Raw genomic sequence first — 25,740 nt, 5'->3', positions numbered from 1 at the left:
CTAACAATCAGACTTTAATCGCATTCAACCTCCAGCCACCAGAGGTGGCAAAACTCCTAAAAACTAATTAAACTCTGAGAAACTCTGTGGTTTACTCTGCGAAACTCTGCGGTAAAAAATTAATAAATTCACAACTCACGTTAACCAAATTAGTATGCTCAATTGGCTGAATGTCTTAAGATTTGCCAACAACGGCAACCCCGCGCCAGATCAGCGTGTGGAAAAAAGTGAAGCAGAATGGAAAGCCCTGCTGAGCGAGGAAGCTTTTCGGATTACCCGACTAAAAGGAACCGAACGCGCCTTCAGTTCTGAAATGTGCAGCCTGTTTGAGCCCGGAGTTTATGCTTGTGTGTGCTGCGATAGCCTGCTTTTTGATTCGGCTGAAAAGTACGATAGTGGCACTGGTTGGCCTTCTTTCACTCAACCGATTCGGGAAAATGCGATCAGCTACCACAAAGACCGCGGTTTTGGCATGTACCGCATCGAAACGCTTTGTAATACCTGTGATGCCCACCTGGGGCACGTTTTTCAGGATGGCCCACAGCCGAGTGGTTTGCGGTACTGCATCAATGCGCTTGCCTTGAAAAAAGTGGAGGCTAAATAATGCGTGGGGTAAGGACAATGTCATTGAATTAAGGATTTTTGCACTGAATGCACTTTTTTCCTTAAGCCAATGGCATTGGGTTTAAGGGTGGTTTTTAGCAAGGCCGTCTTCAATGGATAACCCTAAGCGCAGCAACCTTATGATCATGAGCCATAAAAAACCACGAAGTATTTTTTGGGGCCTACTTGCCCTCAGCAGTCTATGCTTCGGGCACAAGTTGAGAACAAGCGACCCGCGCCCCAATATCATCTTCATCATGGCTGATGACCTGGGTTACTCCGATATCGGCTGCTATGGCGGCGAAGCCAAAACCCCCAACCTTGACAAACTGGCTGCCAATGGCCTCAAGTTGCGCAATTTTTACAATGCCGGGCGCTGTTGTCCCACCCGCGCTTCCTTGTTGACGGGAAACTATTCCCACGCGGCAGGAATGGGCAATATGGTGTCCTTTGATGACCAAAAAATAAGCCCTGGCCCGTATCAGGGCTTTTTAGACCCCAACACCCCCACCATTGCCGAACACCTCCGCCAAGCGGGCTACCACACCTACATGACGGGCAAATGGCACGTAGGCGAGCGCCAGGAGCACTGGCCGCTCAAACAGGGTTTTGACAAATACTTCGGCCTCATTTCAGGGGCTTCCAGCTTTTTTGAGGTTCTACCCGAGAAGCGCAAGCGCTACATGGTTTTGCAGGATCAGGAATACGTGCTCCCCAAAGAGGGCTATTACGCCACCGATGCGTTTACGGACAAAGCCATCGAGTTCATCCAGGGGCAGGCATCGCAGTCCAAACCTTTCTTTTTGTACCTGGCTTATACCGCGCCCCACTTTCCGCTGCACGCTTACGAGAGCGATATTGCCAAATACGAAAGCCTCTACCTCCAAGGTTGGGACGTACTGCGGCAACAACGTTTTGCCAAAATGCAAGCACTCGGGCTCTTGGACAAACGCTACCAACTCAGCCCGCGGCCAACTGACATTCCCGACTGGAACAGCATCAGCGACAAAAAGAGCTGGGCCAGAAAAATGGCCGTGTACGCCGCCATGATCGACCGCATGGATCAAAACATTGGCAAACTGATCCAAACCCTGGAAGCCTGGAAGGAATTGGACAATACCCTGATCGTCTTTTTGTCGGACAACGGAGGCACCTCCGAAAACGTCGACGACAGAAAACTGGGCGAACCCGGTAAAAGAATCGGCGAACGCGGCTCTTACGGCACCTACGATGCTCCCTGGGCCAACGTGTCCAACACCCCCTTTAAGTTGTACAAAAGTTACATGCACGAGGGCGGGATCATCAGCCCTTGCATCCTGCATTGGCCCGCCAAAATCAAGCCCAAATCGGGCTACTTAAATACCCCTGGCCATGTGATCGACCTGCTGCCCACTGCACTGGAACTGGCGCAGGTTCCCATCCCCAAAGAGCTGCCTGGCCAAAGCCTGAGTTATTTTTGGAAGGCCAAAAAGCCAAAAAGCCGCTCCTTGTTTTGGGAACACATCGGCAACAAAGCCCTCCGTCATGGCCATTGGAAGCTGGTCAAAGAGCATGGCGATAAGGACTGGGAACTCTACGACCTGAGCGCTGACCCCAGCGAAAGTGTAAACTTGGCACCACAGGCCAGTGAAAAAGTGGAGGCTTTGAAGGCGGAGTATGAGGTTTGGGCCAAACAGGTAGGGGTACGGGAAATTCCGGTAAAAAAATGAGCATGTACAACTATCTTTTTGCCGCTAAAATTTGGCAAATTCTGGTCTTGGTAGGAATGGTTTGTCCTACCTACGCCCAAATCCGTCCCGCACCCCTGGATTTGCGCTGCGACCTACTGCGCCATACCGATCAGGTGCGGCAAAACGGACTCCCCGTAACCGTCTCCCTCGAAACGGCCAGCCAACAGGCGGAAACCTACCAATTTGCCCGCATTTTTAGCTCTCGCCCCCAATTCAACTGGGCACTCGACACCTCCATCCGCCGAGCTAGTGCTTATCGGATTTTATTGGCTTCTTCCCCTCAATTGCTCCAACAAAACCAGGCAGATTATTGGGATTCAAAAAAAGTAAAATCCAGCCAACAGCAGGCCACGTATGCGGGCAAGGCACTGATTCCAGGCAAGGTTTATCATTGGAAAGTGCAGGTCTGGGATCAAAAAAATCAGCTCAGCTCTTTTTCAGCGCCCGCTGCGTTTTATTACAGTTCTCCCGATCCGGCGGAAGTTTTTTCCCATCAGCCGCTCGCGGCGGAAATCCAAAAACCCGTGGCACTAATCAAAAGAGCAACGGGAAGTTATTTTCTCGATTTCGGCAAAGACGCTCTGGCGCAATTGCGACTAAAACTGAGCAGTGAAAAAACCGACACGGTCTGGATCGAAGTGGGGGAGTTACTGCAAGCGCCACAAGTAATACACAAAAATCCCGGGCGCAACATCCGCTACCTGAAAATCCCCTTACTGGTGCAAAAAGGCACCTTCGACTACCGCATCACCTGGCCCCCAAATGCCCGGCGCGACAGCCGCAATCCCATCCCAATGCCCGGCTACATCGGCGAGGTGTACCCTTTTCGCTATGTATCCATTGAAAATTTTACGGGCGAACTCAGCCTGGAATCGGTGCAGCGCAAGATCGTTTTTTATCCTTTTGATGAAAATGCGGCTTCATTCCACTCCAGCGATACCATCCTGAATCAGGTCTGGAACTTGTGCAAATACTCCATCAAAGCCACCAGTTTTACGGGCTACTACGTGGATGGTGACCGTGAAAGAATCCCCTACGAGGCCGATGCGCTCATCAATCAACTCTCCCATTACGCAGTAGATGCCGAATACAGCATGGCCCGCCGGAGTTTGGATTACCTGATTTTTCACCCCACCTGGCCCACCGAATGGAGCTTGCAAAACATCCTGATTGCCTGGTACGATTACCTCTACACGGGCGATATCCGCGCCATCCAAAAGTACTACCCCGATCTGCAACACAAAACCCTCCAGGCTCTGGCTGGCCCCAATGGCCTCATCAGTACCCGCACCAATTTGCAGAGTGACGCCTTTTTACAATCCATCCACATCACCAAAACCTTTGATGGTCGCCGTGGCTTGCACGACAATGTGGATTGGCCCCAAACTGGCAATTACATCGGGTCGGAAAAGGAGCACCCGGGTGAAACCGACGGTTTTGTGTACAACCCTTACAACGCAGTAGTCAACGCCTATTACTACCACTGCTTGTTGTTGATGGAAAAAATGGCAGACCTGTTGCAAAAACCAGCGGATGCTCAGCAGTATCAAAGTAAAGCGAAACAGGTTTACCAAGCTTTTCAAACGACCTTCCGCGACCCCGCAACAGGTTTGATCAAAGACGGCGACAGCACCAGCCATAGCTCCCTGCACGCCAACATGTATGCCCTGGCTTTTGGCCTGGTTCCGGTTGCTGATCAGGAAAAAGTATTGCAGTTCATCAAAAGTCGGCGTATGGCCTGTAGCGTGTACGGCGCCCAGTTTTTGATGGATGCCTTGTACGAGGGTGGCTATGCCGACTATGCGCTGGAATTGCTCACTGCCACCACCCAACGCAGCTGGTACAACATGATCCGCAGTGGCTCGACCATCTCCATGGAAGCCTGGGACATTGTATACAAACCCAATCTCGATTTGAACCACGCCTGGGGAGCTACCCCCGCCAACACCATCGTACGCAAACTCATGGGCGTAGAGCCATTGAGCCCAGGTTTTGATACCTTTCAAATCAAACCACAGGTGGGAAAATTGCAGTTTGCCCAATTGATACACCCCACTCTAAAAGGCAAGGTGGAAGTTTTTTTTCAACAAAATCCACAGGAGAACAGGCTTGAAGTTACCATCCCCGGAGGAAGCACCGCGCAGGTGTACATGCCCACTGCAGAAGGGAAAACCCAATTGTGGGTGGATGGAAAAAAAAGTGCGGCGCGCTTGCAAGGTGGATTTTTTGAACTAAAAAATATGCCTGCGGGTAAGCATCTCATTGTTTTAAAAGGTCAATAAGGCCAGGATTTTTTATCTTCAACAGATCTAAGTAGTGGCTCACGGAAAATGAACAATTTATTTTTCACCGCCCATAAAACCACAAATATGACCAACAAAAAACCTACATCAACTTCCCGGCGCAATTTTTTGAGCAACAGCGCCAAAGCCGCAGCGGGGCTCATGATCGTACCCCGCTTTGTGCTCGGTGGTACCAGCCCTCGGGGCACTCGCTATTTACCCCCCAGCGATATGATCAATTTTGGCCTGATTGGCACGGGCAAACAGGGCAAGGGCTTAGCTACTTCCTTTATCGGCACGGGTGAGGCCCGCATTGCCGCCATCAGCGAAGTATACCAGGCCAAGGCCCAACAAATGATGGAGCGCACCAAAGTTTACTACGAAAAAAACACCCAATTTGGCCAGTATTCCGACATCGCGCTGTACACCGATTTTCGGGAATTGTTGAGTCTCAAGGACATTGATGCGGTCATCATTGCCACGCCCGACCATTGGCACGCCGTGCAGGCCGTCAAAGCAGCCGAAGCAGGCAAAGACATTTACTGCGAAAAACCCCTCTCCCTCACCGTCAAGGAAGGTCGGGCCATGGTCAATGCGGCTCGCCAACACAATCGGGTGTTCCAAACGGGCAGTATGCAGCGCTCTTGGCCGGAATTCCGCCAAGCCGCTGAATTGGTGCGCAATGGCTACATCGGCGAGATCAAACACATCAAGGTCAACGTGGGTGCACCTCCGGTGAAGTACAACCTGGCCGCGGAAACCATTCCCGATGGGCTGAAATGGGATTACTGGTTGGGGCCCAATGAACCCGTTCCCTTCAACTCCGAACTGGCGCCACCACTCAGCAAAGATGTATTCCCAAACTGGCGTTTGTACAAGGAATTTGGCGGTGGCATGGTCACCGACTGGGGTGCCCACATGTTCGACATCGTACAATGGGCCCTGGACATGGACAACAGTGGCCCGGTGGAAGTGATCCCTCCCGATGGCGGCGAATACAAAAACCTGACCTTCCGCTACGCCAACGGCATCACCATGACCCACGAAAAATGGGAATGGAGCAATGCCATTCACTTCATCGGCAGCACGGGCGAGATCAAGGTGCAGCGCCGCAAAATTGAAACGACGCCTGCGGAATTGGCGACCCGGATCATCGGCGAAACCGAAAAACACGTCTACAAAAGTGAAAACCACTACAAGGATTTCCTGGAGGCCATGCGCAAACGCAGCAAACCCGTTTGTGATGTGGAAATCGGGCACCGCACCGCCTCGGTGTGCAACATCGCCAACATCGCCTACGAATTGAAACGACCACTGAAGTGGAATCCGAAAAAGGAAAGTTTCAAAAAAGACAAAGAAGCGAATGCACTTTTGGGCCGGACGATGCGGCCAGAATGGGCGATTAAACTGTGAGCTATTGGACCTAACGCGGTGTAGAGACGCACGGCCGTGCGTCTTTGCCATAATGAGCCTTTGACAAGATTGCAACCCTTAGAGACGCACGGCCGTGCGTCTCTACAAGCGCACCTCTCAACCTTCCTCAACACATGCACCCTTCCTTCAAATACTTTTTTTTCCTGGGCGGCCCTTTAGTCGCCTTTGCACTATGGGGTTTAAAGCAACCACTACAAAAAACTGCTCCCCCCAACATCGTCTACATCCTGGCCGATGACCTGGGCTACGGCGACCTCTCGGTGTACAACCCCGACGGAGGCATCAAAACGCCCAACCTGGACAAATTGGCCAGCCAGGGCATGCGATTTACCGACGCCCATTCCCCTTCGGGCGTATGTACACCCACGCGTTATGGCATCCTAACTGGGCGTTATCCCTGGCGCAGCCGCCTGCCAGTTGGGGTCTTACGCGGGTATAGCCGCACCTTGATCGAAGCCGATCGCCCCACAGTGGCGTCCATGCTGAAAAGCCGAGGATACAGCACTGCCGTGGTTGGCAAGTGGCACCTGGGCCTGGATTGGGTGCCTACCGCAGCGCATCGCGATTCCTTGCAAAAAAGAGATTACGGCATCCACAATGAGATGTTGCCCGACCAAATTGATTTTACCCAAAAAGTCAGTCAAGGGCCTGGTACGGTGGGTTTTGATTATTCCTATGTGCTTCCCGCTTCGCTGGATATGCCCCCTTACTGCTACCTCGAAAACCATCAACTGACCGAATTACCCAGCGGCCATACCAAGGGCAACAAACCCGAGGCAGGATACGCCGGAGCATTTTGGCGCGAGGGCGCCATGTCGCCTTCCTTTGACTTTTTTGGCGTTTTGCCCCGCTTTGTGGAAAAAGCCACTGATTTTTTGAAAAAACAAAGCAAACAAAAGCCCTTTTTCCTGTACATCCCCTTTGCTGCACCGCACACGCCCTGGATGCCTACGCCGGAATACACCAGCAAGTCCCGGGCAGGTGAATACGGCGATTTTGTACAACAGGTGGATGCTTCGGTAGGGGAAATCCTGGCTAAGCTGGATCAACTGGGCCTTGCTGAAAATACCATCGTCATTTTTACCAGCGACAATGGCCCCTATTGGCGCGAAGATTACGTGCAGCGTTTCAATCACCAGGCTGCCGCCGAGTTCCGGGGCATGAAAGGTGATGCTTTTGAGGGTGGGCATCGGGTGCCTTTCATCGTGCGTTGGCCGGGCAAGGTTGCAGCGGGCAGCACCAGTGCAGCCACCACTTGTTTGACCAATTTGATGGCGACCAGTGCAGAAATAGCCGGGGTAAAATCCTCTAAATTCAAGGTAGAAGACAGCTACAGCATCTTACCCGTTTTGTTGGGCAAAAGTGCTCAGGTTCCCAATCAGCCTGCGGTTGTACACAGTTCTTCCATCGGCTTTTTTGCGATTCGGAAGGGGGATTGGAAGTTGATTGAGGGCCTGGGCTCCGGTGGTTTCACCCAACCCAAAGAAATAGCACCCAAGCCGGGCGAAGCCCCAGGGCAGTTGTACAACCTGAAGGAAGATGTTGGTGAAACGCGAAATTTATACAACCAGGAGCCTGGGAAGGTGAAGGAATTGCGTAAATTGTTGAGCGAGATTAAGGGGCGATAAAAAAATAAACCGGATGAAAAAACTGCTCTCATTTTCATTGTGGCTGCTTGCCAATGGACTCTTTGCCCAACCCAGTATCAAGCTCTTGCTGGCCCAACCTTTTCCCAGCAACTTGACGGCAAGTGCCGATGGCAAAAGTATAGCCTGGGTGTTGAATGACAACGGCAGCCGTAACGTATACTCGGCCAGTGGAGACAACTTCAAGGATGCTGCACGCATTACTGGTTTTGAAGAAAGCGACAATGGCATTGACATCTCTGAACTCAGCTTTACACCTTCCGGTAAACACGTCGTTTTTGTCCGCGGGAACACACCCAACACCCAGGGTTATGCTGCTAATCCTGCTCAGTTGCAAATGGAAACGGGCAGAACATTGTACATTAACGATCTGGAGCATGGGCGCGATTTTCGCAAAATTGGTCCGGGGTATGCATTCAAAATTGCGCCCGATGGCCTCAGTATAGCGTACCTGAATGCGGGCCAGGTCTGGACGGCATCCCTGGTAGATACCACGCTCAAGCCTCAGCCTTTGTTTAAAGTGCGTGGCACGGTGGGCAGTCTTCGCTGGAATCCAGATGGCAACAAACTGGCCTTTGTCAACACCCGTGGCGATCATTCTTTTATTGGCATTTACGACCTGGCGGCAAAAAGCATCAATTTTCCTGACCCGGGGGCAGATAAAGACCAAGAGCCAGCGTGGAGCCCGGATGGCAATTATTTGGCCTACATCCGCAATCCACTTCAAATCAACGACTTTCTTTTTGCACCTCGCCGTACGGGCTTCCCCTGGAGCATCCGCGTGATCAATGTTCAGACAGGTGAAGCCAAAGAAATTTGGAAAGCCGATGAAGGCAAAGGCTCGGTGTTGGTGGGCGACCTTCCGGCGATGGAGAATAAACTGCTATGGGCCAAAGGGCAGCAGCTCATTTTCCCTTGGGAAAAAGATGGTTGGGTGCACCTGTACGCTCTGGATTTCACAAAAAAAACGGTCCGCCCCTTCACTCCCGGCAATGGGGAAGTAGAAAATGTGACCCTTGCCAACGACGGCGAAACCTTGTACTACGCCTGCAACATCGGCGACATCAACCGCCGTCACATCTGGAAAGTAAACATCAATACAGCCCAGTCTGAACAGGTCACCAAAGGGGACGGCATTGAGTGGAGTCCAGTGCCCACTGCGGAGGGACTGATGTTGTTGCACGCTTCGACGAGCAAACCCGCCTGGCCAGCTTTGTACAGCAATGGTGGTTTTAAGGATTTAGCGACTGCTTTTTCCATTTCAGATTATCCCACCGATCTGGTGCAACCTCAGCAGATCAGCATCAAAGCGACAGACGGGATGAGTGTCCCCGCCCAGTTGTTTTTGCCACCCAATCACAAACCCGGAGAAAAACACCCCGCCGTCATTTTTTTGCACGGGGGCAGCCGCCGACAAATGCTGCTGGGTTTTAATTACAGCCAGTACTATTCGAATGCCTATGCGCTGAACCAGTATTTTGCGCTCAAAGGCTACGTGGTTATTGCCCTGAATTTTCGGAGTGGAATTGGCTATGGCCTAGATTTTCGCGAAGCGCTCAATTACGGAAGAACGGGAGCCAGCGAGGTCAACGACCTGATTGGTGCCGGCGAATACCTGAGAACTCGCGCTGATGTTGACCCCAAACGCATCGGCCTTTGGGGTGGCAGTTACGGTGGCTACCTCACCGCTCACGGCCTGGCAAGGCGCAGCGATTTGTTTGCGGCCGGGGTTGACATTCACGGGGTACACAACTGGAACAAGATTATCCCAACTTTTAACCCCGGCTACGACCCACTCAAACACCCCGACATTGCCAAAAAAGCCTACGAATCCTCACCAATGTTTTTCGCGGCAGGTTGGAAAAGCCCGGTTTTGTTCATCCACGGCGATGATGACCGCAATGTCATTTTTAGTGAAACGGAGGATATGATCAAGGTTTTGCGCCAGCAGAAGGTGCCTTTTGAGCAGTTGATTTTCCCGGATGAGGTGCACAGTTTTTTGCTCCAGCGCAGTTGGGTAAAGGCGTATGAGGCTACTTTTGAGTTTTTGGATCGGCATTTGAAGAAATGAGAACCATCATTTTTTATCCAAAATCCTGACAAAAAACACCTATGCAAAGACGTAAATTCATTCAATCCACCTTGTTAGGCGCTGGCACCCTGGCCCTTGGCCAGCAAGCCTGGCCTGCTGTTTTTGGCACGTCTCCACTCAATAAACGGGAACGTATGTTGCAGTGGCTGGAAGGGAAAACCGAAGCCTCATACCGGCCCGCCGCCTTTTTTCTACACTTTGACGAAAAACACAAAGTAGGCTCGGCTGCCGCCAAAAAGCACCTGGAATATTTCCGCTACACTGAGATGGATTTTGTCAAAATCCAATACGAGCAGGCTTATACGCCACTGGATTTTCTGCGTACCCCCGCCGATTGGGCTAAACTTGTGCCCAACCGCCTGGATTTTTACGCACCACAACTAGAAACGGTGCGGGAAATTGTAAAGGCGGCCAAAAAAGAAGCACTCATCATCATGACCCTGTATTCTCCTTTCATGTGGGCGGGGCATTGTGCGACCTTGCCCGTGTTGCTGCGTCACATGGAGGAAGACCCGGATGCCGTAAAAAAAGGCCTCGACGCCCTGACCGAAAGCCAGCTGCTCTTCGCGCGGGCTTGTATGGAAATCGGCGTGGATGGTTTTTACATGTCTACCCAGGGCTCGGAGACCAACCAACTCAGCGATCCACGTTTGTTCAAACATTACGTCAAACCCAGTGACCTGGTGGCCATGCAGGAAGTAAGCGCCAAATGCCCCTTCAACATCCTGCACGTGTGTGACTACAATAACATTTATGCCAATTATGACGCGGTGCTGGATTACCCGGGGCAAGTGGTGAATTGCAATCCACAGTTGACGGATCGAAAACTCTCCTGGGAGGAAATTTCAACCCTGTTCAAGCGGCCAACCATGGGTGGTTTGCAAAAGAATGGCGTGATCAGCAAGGGCAGCCCGGAAGAGATTGAACGGGCAGTAGCCAAGGTGATAAAAGATGCACCCAGACAGTTTATCCTGGGCGCGGAGTGCACGGTGCCTGGGACAACGGATTGGAAGAATTTGCGGACGGCGATTAGGCAGGCGCATGGGGTGAAGAAGTAGTGAAGTTGTGGTGGAGGGAGTAAAATTTTATTCCTCCTCCACTGCCGCCACCTGCAAAAACTGCATCTCGTACAACTGCTTGTAATGCCCGTTTTCGTTGCGCAGCAACTCCTCATGCGGCCCGTATTCCTGAACCTCCCCTTTGTGCAACACCAGAATATTGTCCGCATGGCGGATCGTCGACAAGCGGTGTGCGATGATGATCGAAGTGCGTTTGGCGATCATCGTTTCGATGGCGAACTGGATCACCCCTTCCGTTTCAGGATCGATGGATGAAGTAGCCTCGTCCAAAATCAGGATGTCGGGATTGAACACCAGTGCCCGCACAAAGGAAATCAACTGCCGTTGGCCCATCGACAGGGTAGCACCCCGTTCCATCACCTGATAGTCGTAGCCACCTGGCAATTTTTCGATGAACTCGTGCGCCCCGATCATTTTGGCGGCTTCGATTACCTGCTCGCGGCTGATGCTGTCGTCGCGCAGGGTGATGTTTTCCAGTACCGTTCCAGCAAACAAAAACACGTCCTGCAAAACCAACGCCACCCGGCGGCGCAGCGAATAAAGGTCATATTCCCAGATATCGACCCCATCGACCTTGATGGCCCCTTTTTGTATTTCGTAAAAGCGGTTGAGGATGTTGATGATGGTGGATTTGCCCGAGCCCGTTGCGCCCACGATGGCCAAGGTTTCGCCGGGATTGATGTGAAAACTCACGTCTTTCAGCACATATTCTTCCTCGTTGTAGGCAAACCACACTTTTTCAAAATCCACTTCACCCTTCAATTCGCTCGGCTTGTAAGTTCCGTTTTGCTCCAGATTTTCGGGGTCGTCAAGCAAGGCAAAAACCCGCTCGGCGGCCACCAAACCCATCTGCAGGGTGTTGAAGCGATCGGCCAAAGTTCGGATGGGGTTGAAGAGCATATTGAGGTAAATCGGGAAAGCCACCAGCGAGCCCATGGTCACCTCATCGGCAATGACGCCCCTTGCGCCCCACCAGATCATCAAACCCAAGGTAGCCGCAGCAATGATTTCCACCACCGCATAAAACACGGCATAATAAAATACCGAATCGAGGTTGGCCTTGGTGTAATCGCGGTTGACTTCGCGGAATTTTTCCCCTTCCTGTTGTTCCGCATTAAAAATTTGCACGATGCGCATCCCAGTGATGCGTTCCTGTAAAAAGGAGTTCATCCGCGACACCTGCGTACGCACGTCCTGGAAGGATTTTTTGACGTTTTTTTGGAAATAATAACTGGTCGCCACCAAAAAAGGCAGGGTCAGCAGACAAGCCAGGGTCAGTTTCCAACTGGTGTAAAACATGATGCCCAGCACCACCACCAGCGTCAAAATATCGGCAATCATGGTGATCACTCCCTGCGAAAACACAGTATTGATGGTTTCCATGTCGCTGATGGTCCGCGTGATGGAGTTCCCAACCGGAGTGCGATCGAAGTAACGCAGGCGCAAACTGGTGATGTGTTTAAAAATCCCCACCCGCAAATCGCGTACCACACACTGGCCCAGCCAGCTGGTGGCGTATTGAAAAATGTATTGCAAAAAGGCATGGAACAACAAGGAGACCAGAAAAATAATGGACATAAAGCCCAGACCTTTGATGTCGAGTTTGAAGATGTGTTCATCCACCATAACTTGCACCAACCAGGGGCGCATGGTGCCCAGTGGGGCCAGTACAATGGCCATAATAGCTGAGGCGATCAGGACACCTTGGTAGGGTTTGGCCTGTGCCATTACCCGCCGCAGGAGGTAAAAGTTGAACTTAGGTTTGGGTTGCGCTGTAGCCAAGGTTGTATCGGGTTGGTGAACGAAATGGATAGGGCAAAAATAAGGACTCATTATTTATCGCCCCAAAGGGTAAAATTACAAAGGGAAACAGTTTTTTTGTGATAAAAGGTTGCCTAAGAGGGCAGTTTTGTTTATTTTTTACCACATCTTTCAATTTTAATGTCAAAATTTGCTTTTCAATAGACCTTACGATCCGATGAAAACAACCCGAATTTTTGGTCTGGCCCTAAGTCTCCTGGCGATAGCCTGTTCTACGCCCAAGGATTCGATGGTCGCATCCTCGTCCAATACTGGAGTGCCTCCCATGCCCGACTATGCTCAAGAGGGGAACTGGGCTGCTTTGCCCCACCGCGCAGATGCCGCCGATGTCTTTCCCAAAGGTATGGAGGACCGCCAGAAAGACGGCGAAGTGGACGTGTTTTTTGTTCACCCTACTATTTACACCCAAGACCGCGAAGCAACAGATCCCTGGAATGCCGATGTACAGGATGCCAAATTGAACAAAAAGGTAGACGAGAGCGCCATTCGGTTTCAGTCCAGTATTTTTAATGGTGTGGGGCGGGTGTACGCACCTCGCTATCGGCAGGCACATATTCGTGCTTATTGGTTGCAGGATCGGGACCAACAAAAACGCATCTTTGACCTGGCTTATTCCGACGTGCGCAATGCCTTTCAATATTACCTCGATCACTACAACCAGGGGCGTCCCATCATCATCGCTTCGCATAGCCAGGGCACGACCCATACCCAGCGTTTGTTGAAAGAGTTTTTTGACAACAGCAACCTGCGCAATCGCCTGGTAGTGGCTTACTTGGTGGGCATGCCGGTCAAACGGGATTTGTTGGAAAACATTCCCCCTTGTGATCGGCCCGAACAAACGGGTTGTTTTTGCTCCTGGCGGACCTACCTCAAGGGGCACTACCCCGAGTTACACCAGCCCGGGAACAATATTGTGAGTACAAATCCGTTAAACTGGTCAAGTGATACCCTCTATGCTGCCCGTGATCTGAATAAAGGAGCAGTGCTGCGCAGTTTCAACAAAGTAATCCCAAAAGTTTGCGATGCCCAAGTGCACGATGGTGTCTTATGGGTCAACAAACCGAAGTTTCCCGGTAGTTTCTTGTACACCAATCCGAATTACCACATTGGAGACTTCAATCTCTTTTACAGCAATGTTCGGGAAAATGCAGTAGCGCGAGTAGGGTATTTTTGGAAACATTAAGGGTTTATGGACATTTATAGCCGAAAATCGCGGTGGAAAATTTACATGGCAGGAACCGGGGTGGTCATTCTGCTGATCTCGATATTTTATACTTCTTACCTGTCAAAAGAATTGGCTGAAGGTGAAAGGTACCGGGTAGAGAATTTTGTACTGGCCCTGGAACAAGCTAGCAATACAGAAAAGGAATTTGAAGATTTATCCCTTCAGTTGCAAATTATAGAAAATAATACCAAAATCCCTGTAATCATTGCTGATGAACAAGATGTCATTGTTGATGCAGCTAACTTTCGCGATGATTTAAACAGTGATATACCTTATTTACAATCTGTAATTCAGAAGCTGAAAAAGAATGGCTTTTCGCCTATAGTAAGTATGGGGTCTGGCAATAAAATTTACTACCAGGAATCTATTTTGCTGAACCAACTTCGCTATTTTCCACTGATTCAATTGGTACTCATTGCTGCATTTGTAGGTTTAGGGTACATTGGATTCAGTTCTGCACGCCGCAGTGAACAAAATCGGGTGTGGGTCGGCATGGCCAAAGAAACCGCTCACCAATTGGGTACCCCCATCTCAGGGATTGTAGCCTGGTTGGAAAACCTGCGCGCAATTCGGGAAGAAGATGAGGAAGTTATCGAAATTGTGGATGAACTCCGCACCGATGTCAGCCGGCTGGAACTCATTGCTGAACGTTTCTCCAAAATTGGCTCCATTCCTTCCCTGGAACCCGTCAATATTTATACCGAATTGGAAAAATGCCGGGCTTACATGCAACGTCGGGCGTCACGCAAAGTCCAATTTAATTTCCCCGACCCAGCCAGCACACCACTCAACGTGCGCCTCAATCCGCCTTTGTTTGATTGGGTAATCGAAAACCTGCTGCGCAATGCACTGGACGCCATGGACGGGCAGGGGAGTATCCAAGTGGATGTTTCGGAAGAAGATCACATGGTCAACATCGATGTGAGCGATTCGGGTAAAGGTATTCCAAGCTCCAAGTTCAAAACCGTTTTTCAACCCGGGTACACCACCAAAAAACGGGGTTGGGGCCTGGGTTTGTCCTTATCCAAACGCATTGTAGAGGAGTACCATTCTGGTAAAATTTTTGTGAAGCGTTCGGAGGAAGGGAAAGGCACCACCTTTTCTATTCGGCTGATCAAGGCCTCACAGGAAAAAGCGGTGCCTCAGCCCGAACAGGTATTTCAAGCGTAAAAGAATTTACAATTTACTTGCTACTGCCATTAGTAAATCGCCATTCATCCGGTGTTTGAAATCGGGGCTGATGTACTCAAACACAATCTGTTTTTTGTCATTAACAATGAATACGGAAGGAACTGGCAGCCAACCTTTGTTTGCTTCATCAGACGCACTAAGCAGCATTTTTTGATAGCGCTCCGGAGCCTGGAAGGCAATGCCCATTTTACCCATCAATTCTCCTTTGGTATCTGCATACAATTGATAGCCCAGATCGTTTTTAAGGTCGGTTTCTTTCAATTTAGTGGGTGCATCAGGGCTGACTGCAACGATTTGATAGCCTAGTTCTTTAAGCTTTGGTTCAATTTTCTGCAAATCGCTCAAGTGACTATTACAATATGGACACCAACCCCCACGATAAAAAATCAGAATAGTCTTGTTTCCATTCAATACAGTTCCCATATCAATGGGAGTGCCATCCATTTTTGCAAGTTGCATATCCGGCACCATTTCACCGATCAATAAAGGTGCAATGTCCTCCGGCTTGGCTGGTAAATCGCTCTGCGCAAGCAAGGAAAAAGGAAGGAACAAAAAAAGGCTGAGTATTTTTAAATACTGCATGGTTAAGGGAAATTTAAACGTAAATGAAAGGAGCAAAAGTAAGACTGGCAGTACTCTTCAAGCGTAAGCGCGCGGACACTTGCTTTGCTTCTTGTAAAACCTTTATATTTGCACTCCTGCCAAATACAGCCTCCAACTTCAATGATTATGTCAACTGAAAAGTACCACCGAATTGTGGTAAAAATAGGCTCTAATGTGCTTACCGACGAACACAGTCGTCCAGATCAGCAACGCATTGCCCATCTGGTAGAGCAAGTAGCCTGGTTGCGTAGCCAGGGTGCTGAGGTTATTCTGGTATCTTCTGGTGCCGTGGCGATGGGCCGTTCTACCTTGCCCCAACTGAGCCACGTCAATCCCGTTTTGCGGCGACAGGTTTGGGCCTCGGTGGGGCAACCCCGCCTGATGCAAATTTACCAGCACTTATTTGCGGAAAAGGGCGCTCACATCGCCCAATTACTCGTCACCAAGGAAGATTTTCGCGACCGTGAGCATTACCTCAACATGAAGGCCTGCCTGCAAGGCTTGCTCCGCGACGAAATTGTGCCCATCATCAATGAAAACGATGCGGTGGCCGTTACGGAATTGATGTTTACCGACAACGATGAACTGGCCGGCCTGGTGGCCGCAGCTGTGAACGCTGATGCCCTGGTGATCCTGAGCAATGTAGCGGGCATATACGACGGACATCCCAGTGACCCCAACAGCAACCTGATCCGGGAGATCGATCCCAACGATGGGCAGTTCCAACGTTTCATCCTACCCTCTACTTCTTCTTTTGGGCGGGGAGGTATGAATACCAAGTACCGGATTGCTCGGAAAGCCGCTGTGTTGGGCGTACATACCATTATTGCCAACGGGAAAAAGGACCAGATTCTGCATGAGATCTGGGCACAAACGGGAGAATACACCCTTTTTCCCAGCCAAAAAAAGACTTCCAACCTGAAAAAACGCCTGGCCTATCAAGGAGCCGAACCCAAGGGCAAAATCATCATCAATGAAGGTGCTGCACTGGCCCTCCGCGCTGAGGAGCGGGTGTCGAGTTTGCTCCCAGTTGGTGTTACAGCCATTGAGGGAGAATTTGAGCGGGGCGATATTGTGGCCATTTTTTGTGGCGATGAGGAGTTGGGCATTGGCATGGCGCAGTATGGATCAGCTACGGCGCGGAAGTATGTGGGGCAAAAGGGGAAAAAAGCGTTGGTGCACTATGATTATTTGTTGATTGGTTGAGGATCTGAATAAATTTAGGGCAATTTGAAAATCAAGGATTTGCGCACAAATCCAAAACCCCTCCCCGAAGGTTTCAGACCTTCGGGGAGGTAAAGCAGCGAAACAGTGCTTTGCTCAACCTCCCCGAAAGTCTGAAACTTTCTGGGAGGGGTTTCAGATCCTGCATATGCCTGATAATTATTTGGTAATCAACTTACCCCAAGTCTACTGCATCTGCTTAAACTTCTTCTCCAACTCCGCCATCGGGTAGCGCTTGACGAGCTTGTACTCCAACGACAAGTTGCCCACAAACTTACGGTAATGCACTCGGCCAATACCTTTGGCATAGGTCTCATCACCAGGATAAGGAGGCGGTGCAAGAATCCCGTTTTTATGCATTTCGACAGCTTCCTTGAGTCCAAATTTGACCGCCTCGTATTTTTTACCCTCCACCTCAATATTGGTTGAACCCGCAAAACGGCGGTTTTTGATGAGCACTGTTTTATCCAGCGTATCCTGTTTCCAGTTCCATTCCAGTCGCACCAGAAATACCCCCCCCGGATCATGCACATAAAAAGGGTAAACGTTTCCTGCCACAATTTTTACGGGCACCGTCAATTGTTCGGGTTTGCCACTGGTATCCTGTTCATAGAAATTGATTTCCTCTAGTAACATACCATTTTTTACCATCACCTCACGAGCATGGATTTGCGGACTCAAATCCCCGGGGCGATACAAGGTACTCGTCAGGTATTTTTTGCCATCCTGGATCAAACTGCGGTAATACCAGTAATCCGGAGCAATGGTGTCGTTGCCTACAAAAGCATATTCGTAGACCATACCTTCTTCCAGTTCTTTTAGCGGAAAATAATAATTACGGATGTCAATGGTGTCATTTTGGCGGGTACAAGTAAACAATAAGCTGCCAAGAAGCAGAAAAATGGCCGAAAACAAACTTCTTTCCATAATGGTATCGTTCTTGTAGGTAAAAAAAAGGCATTTCTGCCAAAATGGCTTAGGTTGCAATTTTGTGCAAATTTGGTACAAAATTGGGCATAAAAAAAGCACGCCCAAAGATAAAGCGAAAAGTACATCCAATGATAAATGGAAAATAGACTTCTTTTTAGTCCAGATGTTACCAACATGTATTATTCGCCATCCATCATTCGTTAATCCGCCTTATCTTTGGGGGAATTTTGAGTTTTTTGGGGTCTAACTTAACCCTCATGAAAAGCTCCTAACGTACAAATTACCCAACATGTTTGGCACTATTGGAAAAGCACTAACCAAGATTCTCGGAGGCACAAAGCACGAGCGGGATGTGAAGAGTCTTGCGCCCATTGTGGAACAAATCAACCATATTGGCGAGCAACTCCGTCAAATCAGCAATGACGAGTTGCGCAACAAAACCCTGGAGTTTCGGGCCTATATTGCACAGCAATTGAGCAGCATTGATGAAGAAATTCAGGGCCTTCGCAATGACGCCCATGATGAAGAAGACCTCATCAAAAAGGAACAACTTTTCAACGAGATAGACGAGGCCATCAAGGATCGAGACAAACAATTGGAGTTGGTCCTGAAAGAAATACTACCCGAGGCTTTTGCCGTTTGTCGGGAAGCCGCCCGTCGTTTTAAGGAAAATCCAACCCTGGAGGTTACCGTTACGGAACACGACCGGAATCTGGCTGCCAAGGGCAAACGTTACATCAGCATTCAAGGAGACAAGGCCATCTGGAAAAACCAATGGACTGCTGCCGGAGGAGACATCGTGTGGGACATGGTCCACTACGATGTACAGCTCGTGGGCGGTATGGTGCTCCACGAAGGAAAGATTGCGGAAATGGCTACGGGGGAAGGTAAAACCCTGGTGGCAACACTGCCTGCTTACCTGAATGGCGTCGGGGGTCAAGGCGTACACATCGTAACCGTCAACGATTACCTGGCCCGGAGGGACTCCGAATGGGTAGGTCCAATTTATGAGTTCCTGTTCCTAACGGTTGATTGTATCGACAAATATCAGCCGCACTCCGAAGAGCGCAACGCTGCTTACAAGTGTGACATCACCTTTGGTACCAACAACGAATTTGGCTTCGACTACCTACGCGACAATATGGTGCGTTCCGTAGAAGAAAAAGTACAGGCCAAGCACCACTTCGCCATTGTGGATGAGGTGGACTCTGTATTGATCGATGATGCACGTACTCCATTGATCATTTCTGGCCCAGTTGGTTACAGTACCGAAGACCAGGATTACGTAGACCTCAAACCGGAAGTTGAGCGCCTGATCAATATCCAGCGTAAATTGGCCACTGATTACCTGGCTCAGGCGCGCAAATTGTACAATGAAAACAAGATTGGAGTTGAGGAAGGCCAATCGGGTATGGCGCTCTTGCGCTCCTATCGAGCTTTACCCAAGTCACGACCGCTGATAAAATTCTTAGGCGAAGAAGGGGTAAAAGTCCACCTGCAAAAAACCGAAAACCACTACATGCAGGAGCAGTCCAAACACATGCATTTGGTGGATGCCGAGTTGTATTTTACCATCGACGAAAAAAACCGTCAGGTCGAATTGACTGATAAAGGGGTGGAATACCTGACCAAGGGTAGTGCTGATCCCAATTTTTACATCTTGCCCGATTTGGCGACGGAGTTGATGGAAATTGACCGCAATACTGAACTGAGCAAAGAGGAAAAAGCGGAAGCCAAAACCAAATTGTCGCAGGATTTTGCGGTGAAATCCCGCCGTTTGCACGCCATCAGTCAATTATTGAAAGCCTACACCATTTTTGAAGCCGACGAAGACTACGTGGTGATGAATGGCGAAGTGAAAATTGTGGACGAACAAACGGGCCGTATGATGGAAGGCCGTCGGTATTCCGATGGTTTGCACCAGGCTCTGGAAGCGAAGGAAAACGTAAAAGTGGGCGAAATCACCCAAACATATGCAACGGTTACGCTCCAGAACTTCTTCCGCATGTACCACAAACTGGCCGGTATGACCGGTACGGCCGAAACCGAAGCCAAAGAATTGTGGGACATCTACAAACTGGATGTAGTAGTGATTCCAACCAACCGCCCGGTAGTCCGTAAGGATATGGACGATTTGGTGTTCAAATCATCCAAAGAAAAATACGACGCAGTCATTGAAGAAATTGTCCAACTCAGTAACGCAGGCCGCCCGGTGCTGGTCGGTACAACTTCGGTGGATATTTCCGAAAAACTGAGCCGCCTGTTGCGCATGCGCAACATCGACCACAACGTACTCAACGCCAAACAACACCAACGTGAAGCAGAAATTGTTGCCGAAGCAGGTCGCCCCGGAAAGGTAACCATCGCCACCAACATGGCAGGTCGGGGTACCGACATCAAAATTTCGGCAGAGGTAAAAGCAGCAGGTGGTTTGGCCATCATTGGTACCGAACGTCACGAATCGCGCCGGGTAGACCGCCAGTTGCGTGGTCGCGCCGGACGCCAGGGAGACCCAGGTACTTCCCAGTTCTATGTTTCCCTGGAAGACAACCTGATGCGTTTGTTCCAATCGGAGCGCATCGCCGGTTTGATGGACCGCATGGGCCACAAAGAAGGCGACGTGATCCAGCACAGCATGGTCACCAAGTCGATTGAACGGGCGCAGAAAAAAGTAGAAGAAAACCACTTTGGGGTACGTAAACGTCTGTTGGAATACGACGACGTAATGAACGTACAACGTGAAAGCATCTACAAAAAACGCGACAATGCCCTATATGGCGAGCGGCTTTCGGTAGACCTCAACACCGGTTTTGAATCCATGATTGAAAACCTGGTGCTGATCCATCGCCAGGGCGGGAATTTTGAAAGCTTCCGCCGCGAAGCCATCAGCCAATTGGGTATCGATCCCGAAATTGATGCAGCATTCTTCCGGGATGCACCAGTCAACGATGTGGTCAACACCTTCTACACCCAGTTCTTTGAGGCTTACCACCACAAAGCTGATCAGATCATCGATCTGTTGTTGCCCCAAATCGAAGATGTGTACCACAATCAGGGGCACATCTACAAGCGCATCGTGATTCCGTTTACCGATGGTAGTTCACACCCTTATGTGGTTACCGCTGATTTGAAAGATGCGGTCGAATCCAAAGGCAAAACCATCCTTCGAGACATCGAGCGCACCGTGACCCTGGCCATCATCGATGAGAAATGGAAGGAGCACCTGCGCAACATGGACGAACTGAAAGAATCGGTACAAGCCGTTTCTTTTGCTCAAAAGGACCCATTGGTAGAATACAAACTCAAGGGTTACGACCTGTTCCAGGACATGTTCATGGAAGTGAATCAGTTGGTGACAGGTTATTTGTCAAAAGGCACCCTGGTATTCTCCGATGGTACGACCTTGGAGCAAGCCCGGGAACAACGCGCCATGGAAACTACCCGCACCCAAACCAGCCGCTCCGAAGACGATCAGCGTCGGCGTGAAGCAGCTGAATCGGTAAGTACACCACGGGAAAAAACAGCACCAATTCGGCGCGATCCCAAAATTGGTCGCAATGACCCCTGTCCTTGTGGCAGTGGGAAGAAGTATAAACAATGTCATGGAAAGTGATGAGTGATGAATGATGGGTGATGAATTGGTTTTACTGGTTCATCATTCATCCATTCATCATTCATCATTCCTCACTTATCATTAAAAAAATTTATGTTCGACGCGCTATTGGTTAACAGAGAACTAGACGACGACAGTGATTTTCTCCCCATGCTTTCCATGGACGAGGGCCAGGATACCATTGCCGACGATCAATACCCAGGCCATTTGCCGATTTTGGCACTTAAAAATACTGTGCTATTCCCCGGAGTAGTTATTCCCATTACCGTTGGGCGGGATAAATCCATTCGCGCCATCAATGAAGCTTATGAGTCCAGTAAATTAATCGGGGTATTGTCCCAACGCGATGTGAAGGTGGAAAACCCTGGGGCTGAAGATTTATACCAAATCGGTACGGTTGCGCAAATCATCAAAATTCTGCGTATGCCCGATGGAACTACTACAGCAATTCTGCGAGGCCAAAAACGCTTTGAATTGGGCAATATGCTCCAGGAAAGCCCTTTTATGGAGGGCTCAATCCGGGTATTGCCGCATCCAGATAACATCGACTCACTGGAGTTTGAAGCACAGATTTCCACCATCATGGATCTGTCGCAGCGGATTGTAGAACTTTCGCCCAACATCCCGCAGGAGGCCATTGCCATGCTGCGCAGCATCCAGGACAATTCCTTTTTACTCAATTTCATCTCCTCCAATATGAATTCCAAGGTAGAGGTGAAGCAGCAAATCCTGGAGTATCACGACTTGGGCCAAAAGGCATCCCTGGTCATTCATGAAATGAGTACCCAGCTCCAATTATTGGAGTTGAAGGATAAAATTGAGACCCGCGTACGCGGCGATCTGGAAAAACAACAACGCGACTACTTCCTTAGTCAACAACTCAAAACCATCCAGGAAGAGTTGGGTCAAAACCCTCAGGAGGAAGAAGTCAACTCGCTGGAAGCCCGCGCAAAAACCAAACTTTGGTCTGAAGCTGCAGCCAAACACTTCGACCGGGAGCTGACCAAATTGCGCCGCATGAACCCCCAGGTAGCCGAGTACTCCATCCAGTTGAACTACCTGGAGCTGATGATCGACCTACCCTGGCAGCAATTCTCCGAAGACAATTTCGACCTAAAACGGGTTAAAAAAGTACTGGATCACGACCATTTTGGCCTCGAAAAAGTCAAAGAGCGGATCCTCGAACACTTGGCCGTACTCAAGCTCAAGGGCGATATGAAGGCACCCATCTTGTGCCTCGTAGGCCCTCCAGGTGTGGGTAAAACCTCCTTGGGTCGCTCCATTGCTACAGCACTGGATCGGGAATTTGTACAAATGTCGCTTGGTGGTTTGCACGACGAAAGTGAAATCCGCGGGCACCGCAAAACTTACATCGGTGCCTTGCCGGGCCGCATCATCCAATCGATGAAAAAAGCGGGCAGTGGCAACCCGGTTTTTTTGCTGGATGAGATTGACAAGGTGGGCCGTGATTTTCGGGGTGACCCCAGTTCAGCATTGCTTGAAGTACTGGACCCTGCCCAAAATGACCATTTTCACGACAACTACCTGGAAGTGGATTACGACCTGAGCAAAGTTCTGTTCATCGCTACCGCCAACAGCCTGAGCACTATTCAGCCTCCTTTGCTCGACCGGATGGAAATCATCGAAATTGGTGGATATTCAATGGAGGAGAAGGTGGAAATCGCCAAACGCCACCTGATTCCGGATCAGTTGAAGGAGCATGGACTCAAAGCCAACCAGGTAAAAATCAGCAAAAAAGCACTGAAAAAAATCGTGCAGGAATACACCCGCGAGTCGGGCGTACGTTCGCTCAACCGGCAAATTGCCGCCCTGATGCGCCACGTCGCCAAACAAGTGGCCATGGATGAAACACCCGACCCAAATATCGACGAGGCGGAAGTAGCCAGTGTGCTGGGCATTACACCTTTTTCGCCTGAATTATACAAGGAAGTGCCTTCTCCCGGGGTAGCAGTTGGCCTGGCCTGGACCCAAATGGGAGGGGAAATCCTCTTTGTGGAATCCAGTGTAAGCAAGGGAACCGGGCGCATGATCCTCACTGGCAACCTGGGCGAAGTAATGAAAGAATCGGCGACCACCGCCATGAGTTTCATCAAAGCTCATGCAGATGAACTGGGCGTGGACACGGAAAAACTGGAAAAAAGTGACGTACATGTGCACATTCCTGAAGGTGCCATCCCTAAAGACGGCCCCTCCGCAGGTGTGACCATGCTAACCGCACTTGCTTCTGTATTCACTGGCAAACCGGTAAAGCCCTACCTCGCAATGACGGGTGAAATCACCTTGCGTGGCAAAGTTTTGCCTGTAGGTGGCATCAAGGAAAAAATCCTGGCGGCCAAACGGGCAGGTATGAAGGAAATCATCCTCTGCAAGGAAAACCGCAGGCATGTGGAAGACATCAATGCGGACTACATTTCTGGCTTGAAATTCCATTATGTGGGGAATATGCAGGAGGTGTTGACGAGAGCGATTTCGTAAGGAAAAATACTTTTGAAAATAAAAGAGAAGGGGTTGACGGCAAGGCTGTTGGCCCTTTTTTGTTTGGGATTAAAATCCATCAATTATGTGACAATCAGTTCAAATCAAATTCACCAATCTTTTCGAGCGCTGCCCCAGCCTTACGCCCCCCCGGCTTGCCGAACTACCCCGCCCAACCTTCCCGATCCAAACTCCGGAAATGAATCGCCTCCGCCAGGTGTTCAATCAGGATTTTTTCGGAGCCTGCAAGGTCTGCCGCAGTGCGCGCCACTTTCAAAATCCGATCGTAAGCCCGTGCCGAAAGTTGTAGTTTCTCCATCGCTTTTTTGACCAGAATTTGCCCGGCGGGATCAATTTTACATACCTCTTGCACCATCCGGCCCGGCATTTGGGCATTGCTGTGAATGTTCATCCCGCTAAAGCGTTGAGCCTGGATTTCACGGGCTGAAACAACCCGGGCTGCAATGTCTTTGCTGGTTTCGGTGGGGCGTTCGTCGCTGGCCAGTTCGTCGTAACTCACTGGTGTGACCTCTACGTGCAAATCGATCCGATCCAGTAAAGGGCCAGAGATTTTGGTCAGATACCGTTTCACCACCCCGGGGCCACAAACACATTCTTTATCCGGGTGATTGTAATAGCCACAGGGGCAGGGGTTCATCGAAGAAACCAGCATAAAACTGGAAGGGTAGTCCACCGAACTTTTGGCTCGCGAAATGGTGACCCTTCGCTCTTCCATGGGCTGGCGCATGACTTCCAAAACGCTCCGCTTGAATTCGGGCAACTCATCCAAAAAAAGCACCCCATTGTGGGCCAAAGAAATTTCCCCAGGCATCGGATTGGAACCTCCACCCACCAGGGCTACATCACTAATGGTATGATGTGGTGAACGGAAGGGACGTGTGGTGACCAAGGCTGCATTGCTGGCCAACACCCCCGCAACCGAGTGGATTTTGGTTGTTTCCAGGGCTTCTTGCAAGCTTAGGGGCGGCAAAATGGTTGGTAAACGGCGCGCCAGCATGGTTTTTCCGGCTCCGGGAGGCCCGATCAAAATGACGTTGTGGCCCCCTGCTGCGGCAATTTCCAGGGCGCGTTTGATGTTTTGCTGGCCTTTTACATCCGAAAAATCTACTTCGTAGTTGCTCAAGTTGGAAAAAAACTCATCCCGGGTTTCTACCTGAACTGGCTGTAAACTGGAGTGCCCATTCAAAATATCAGTGGCTTCTTCCAGGTTTTCCACACCATATACTTCAATGTCATTGACAATGGCGGCTTCGCGAGCGTTTTGTTTGGGCAAAATTATGCCACGGTATTTTTCCTTACGCGCTTGAATGGCAATGGGCAAAGCTCCTTTGATGGGCCGCAACAAACCATCCAAAGACAACTCTCCCATGATGATGAACTCTCCCAGGCGGTCTCCGTTGATTTGTCCACTGGCAGCCAAAACCCCCATGGCAATGGGCAGATCGTAGGCTGAACCTTCTTTCCTAATATCCGCAGGGGCCAGGTTAACCACGGTTTTCGCCCGGGGCATGCGGTAACCTCTGCAAAAAATGGCGGCTTCAATACGCTGAAATCCCTCCCGAATGGCACTATCGGGCAAACCAACCAAATGGTAATAATTGGTACCAACGACGGGTTGCCCCCCTGAATTCACTTCCACTGTAATGGTTCGGGCGTCCACTCCATGAACTGCACTGGCAAATGCTTTGACCAACATGTTTTATGGCATAAATAAGTGATGTTTCAACAGGTGATTAATCCATTGAACAAA

Annotated in this window: 16 protein-coding genes; 12 read left to right on the top strand and 4 right to left on the bottom strand. The window is 50.1% G+C overall.

What is annotated here, in order from left to right; translation table 11 throughout:
• Positions 1–154: 154 nt before the first annotated feature.
• The 7 genes from msrB (at position 155) to SFV55_RS12965 (ending at position 10,845) form a co-directional block, all read left to right on the top strand.
• Positions 155–604 (top strand): peptide-methionine (R)-S-oxide reductase MsrB, encoded by a 450-nt coding sequence (msrB, locus tag SFV55_RS12995; RefSeq protein WP_320029939.1) that lies wholly within the window; start codon positions 155–157, stop codon positions 602–604.
• Between the two features lie 145 nt (positions 605–749).
• Positions 750–2,312: an arylsulfatase gene (locus SFV55_RS12990; RefSeq protein WP_320029938.1), complete on the top strand. Its 1,563-nt coding sequence runs from the start codon at positions 750–752 to the stop codon at positions 2,310–2,312.
• A gap of 2 nt (positions 2,313–2,314) precedes the next feature.
• Positions 2,315–4,615: an alpha-L-rhamnosidase C-terminal domain-containing protein gene (locus SFV55_RS12985; RefSeq protein ID WP_320029937.1), complete on the top strand. Its 2,301-nt coding sequence runs from the start codon at positions 2,315–2,317 to the stop codon at positions 4,613–4,615.
• Positions 4,616–4,702: 87 nt separating this feature from the next.
• Entirely contained in the window at positions 4,703–6,028 is a 1,326-nt protein-coding gene (locus SFV55_RS12980) for a Gfo/Idh/MocA family oxidoreductase (RefSeq protein WP_320029936.1), read from the top strand.
• A 134-nt stretch (positions 6,029–6,162) separates the two neighbouring features.
• Positions 6,163–7,677 carry an arylsulfatase gene (locus tag SFV55_RS12975; RefSeq protein ID WP_320029935.1) on the top strand — a complete coding sequence of 505 codons (1,515 nt, stop codon included), beginning with the start codon at positions 6,163–6,165 and terminating at the stop codon, positions 7,675–7,677.
• A gap of 13 nt (positions 7,678–7,690) precedes the next feature.
• Positions 7,691–9,766, top strand: a complete 2,076-nt coding sequence (locus SFV55_RS12970; RefSeq protein WP_320029934.1) for an alpha/beta fold hydrolase — start codon at positions 7,691–7,693, stop codon at positions 9,764–9,766.
• 41 nt (positions 9,767–9,807) lie between these two features.
• On the top strand, positions 9,808–10,845 hold the full coding sequence (locus tag SFV55_RS12965) for a uroporphyrinogen decarboxylase family protein (protein ID WP_320029933.1): 1,038 nt from the start codon (positions 9,808–9,810) through the stop codon (positions 10,843–10,845).
• A gap of 27 nt (positions 10,846–10,872) precedes the next feature.
• Here the strand turns inward: SFV55_RS12965 and SFV55_RS12960 are convergent, their stop codons facing one another.
• Positions 10,873–12,594 (bottom strand): ABC transporter ATP-binding protein, encoded by a 1,722-nt coding sequence (locus SFV55_RS12960; protein WP_413776705.1) that lies wholly within the window; start codon positions 12,592–12,594, stop codon positions 10,873–10,875.
• Positions 12,595–12,844: 250 nt separating this feature from the next.
• On the opposite strand from SFV55_RS12960, the gene SFV55_RS12955 reads away from it, so the two are divergent.
• Positions 12,845–13,870 carry a DUF3089 domain-containing protein gene (locus tag SFV55_RS12955; RefSeq protein WP_320029931.1) on the top strand — a complete coding sequence of 342 codons (1,026 nt, stop codon included), beginning with the start codon at positions 12,845–12,847 and terminating at the stop codon, positions 13,868–13,870.
• A gap of 6 nt (positions 13,871–13,876) precedes the next feature.
• A complete protein-coding gene (locus tag SFV55_RS12950) occupies positions 13,877–15,082 on the top strand; it encodes a HAMP domain-containing sensor histidine kinase (protein WP_320029930.1) in 1,206 nt (401 codons plus the stop codon).
• Positions 15,083–15,088: 6 nt separating this feature from the next.
• Here the strand turns inward: SFV55_RS12950 and SFV55_RS12945 are convergent, their stop codons facing one another.
• Positions 15,089–15,685, bottom strand: a complete 597-nt coding sequence (locus SFV55_RS12945) for a peroxiredoxin-like family protein (RefSeq protein ID WP_320029929.1) — start codon at positions 15,683–15,685, stop codon at positions 15,089–15,091.
• A 147-nt stretch (positions 15,686–15,832) separates the two neighbouring features.
• Here SFV55_RS12945 and proB point away from each other — a divergent pair, with 147 nt between their 5' ends.
• Entirely contained in the window at positions 15,833–16,912 is a 1,080-nt protein-coding gene (gene proB / locus SFV55_RS12940) for a glutamate 5-kinase (RefSeq protein ID WP_320029928.1), read from the top strand.
• 204 nt (positions 16,913–17,116) lie between these two features.
• Here the strand turns inward: proB and SFV55_RS12935 are convergent, their stop codons facing one another.
• Positions 17,117–17,857 (bottom strand): hypothetical protein, encoded by a 741-nt coding sequence (locus SFV55_RS12935; protein ID WP_320029927.1) that lies wholly within the window; start codon positions 17,855–17,857, stop codon positions 17,117–17,119.
• A gap of 292 nt (positions 17,858–18,149) precedes the next feature.
• On the opposite strand from SFV55_RS12935, the gene secA reads away from it, so the two are divergent.
• Together secA and lon are read left to right on the top strand one after the other, a co-directional pair.
• Complete coding sequence (gene secA, locus SFV55_RS12930) at positions 18,150–21,473, top strand: preprotein translocase subunit SecA (protein ID WP_320029926.1); 3,324 nt, start codon at positions 18,150–18,152, stop codon at positions 21,471–21,473.
• Between the two features lie 93 nt (positions 21,474–21,566).
• Positions 21,567–23,969 (top strand): endopeptidase La, encoded by a 2,403-nt coding sequence (gene lon, locus SFV55_RS12925; RefSeq protein WP_320029925.1) that lies wholly within the window; start codon positions 21,567–21,569, stop codon positions 23,967–23,969.
• A 163-nt stretch (positions 23,970–24,132) separates the two neighbouring features.
• Here lon and SFV55_RS12920 read toward each other — a convergent pair whose 3' ends face one another.
• Complete coding sequence (locus tag SFV55_RS12920; RefSeq protein WP_320029924.1) at positions 24,133–25,686, bottom strand: YifB family Mg chelatase-like AAA ATPase; 1,554 nt, start codon at positions 25,684–25,686, stop codon at positions 24,133–24,135.
• Between the last annotated feature and the right edge of the window lie 54 nt (positions 25,687–25,740).

It is taken from the genome of Haliscomenobacter sp., from assembly GCF_033763495.1.
Classification (GTDB): Bacteria; Bacteroidota; Bacteroidia; order Chitinophagales; family Saprospiraceae; genus Haliscomenobacter.
The sequence above is the reverse complement of the archived record's forward strand: the minus strand, read 5'-3'. Positions and strand labels throughout refer to the sequence as shown.

Bases quoted from the DNA above. Each gene is read 5' to 3' on its own strand.
- SFV55_RS12935 (WP_320029927.1), bottom strand. From the start codon at position 17,857: ATGGAAAGAAGTTTGTTTTCGGCCATTTTTCTGCTTCTTGGCAGCTTA.
- SFV55_RS12975 (WP_320029935.1), top strand. From the start codon at position 6,163: ATGCACCCTTCCTTCAAATACTTTTTTTTCCTGGGCGGCCCTTTAGTC.
- SFV55_RS12965 (WP_320029933.1), top strand. From the start codon at position 9,808: ATGCAAAGACGTAAATTCATTCAATCCACCTTGTTAGGCGCTGGCACC.
- SFV55_RS12950 (WP_320029930.1), top strand. From the start codon at position 13,877: ATGGACATTTATAGCCGAAAATCGCGGTGGAAAATTTACATGGCAGGA.
- SFV55_RS12985 (WP_320029937.1), top strand. From the start codon at position 2,315: ATGTACAACTATCTTTTTGCCGCTAAAATTTGGCAAATTCTGGTCTTG.
- SFV55_RS12960 (WP_413776705.1), bottom strand. From the start codon at position 12,594: ATGGCACAGGCCAAACCCTACCAAGGTGTCCTGATCGCCTCAGCTATT.
- SFV55_RS12990 (WP_320029938.1), top strand. From the start codon at position 750: ATGAGCCATAAAAAACCACGAAGTATTTTTTGGGGCCTACTTGCCCTC.
- msrB (WP_320029939.1), top strand. From the start codon at position 155: ATGCTCAATTGGCTGAATGTCTTAAGATTTGCCAACAACGGCAACCCC.
- proB (WP_320029928.1), top strand. From the start codon at position 15,833: ATGTCAACTGAAAAGTACCACCGAATTGTGGTAAAAATAGGCTCTAAT.
- secA (WP_320029926.1), top strand. From the start codon at position 18,150: ATGTTTGGCACTATTGGAAAAGCACTAACCAAGATTCTCGGAGGCACA.
- lon (WP_320029925.1), top strand. From the start codon at position 21,567: ATGTTCGACGCGCTATTGGTTAACAGAGAACTAGACGACGACAGTGAT.
- SFV55_RS12970 (WP_320029934.1), top strand. From the start codon at position 7,691: ATGAAAAAACTGCTCTCATTTTCATTGTGGCTGCTTGCCAATGGACTC.
- SFV55_RS12920 (WP_320029924.1), bottom strand. From the start codon at position 25,686: ATGTTGGTCAAAGCATTTGCCAGTGCAGTTCATGGAGTGGACGCCCGA.
- SFV55_RS12945 (WP_320029929.1), bottom strand. From the start codon at position 15,685: ATGCAGTATTTAAAAATACTCAGCCTTTTTTTGTTCCTTCCTTTTTCC.
- SFV55_RS12980 (WP_320029936.1), top strand. From the start codon at position 4,703: ATGACCAACAAAAAACCTACATCAACTTCCCGGCGCAATTTTTTGAGC.
- SFV55_RS12955 (WP_320029931.1), top strand. From the start codon at position 12,845: ATGAAAACAACCCGAATTTTTGGTCTGGCCCTAAGTCTCCTGGCGATA.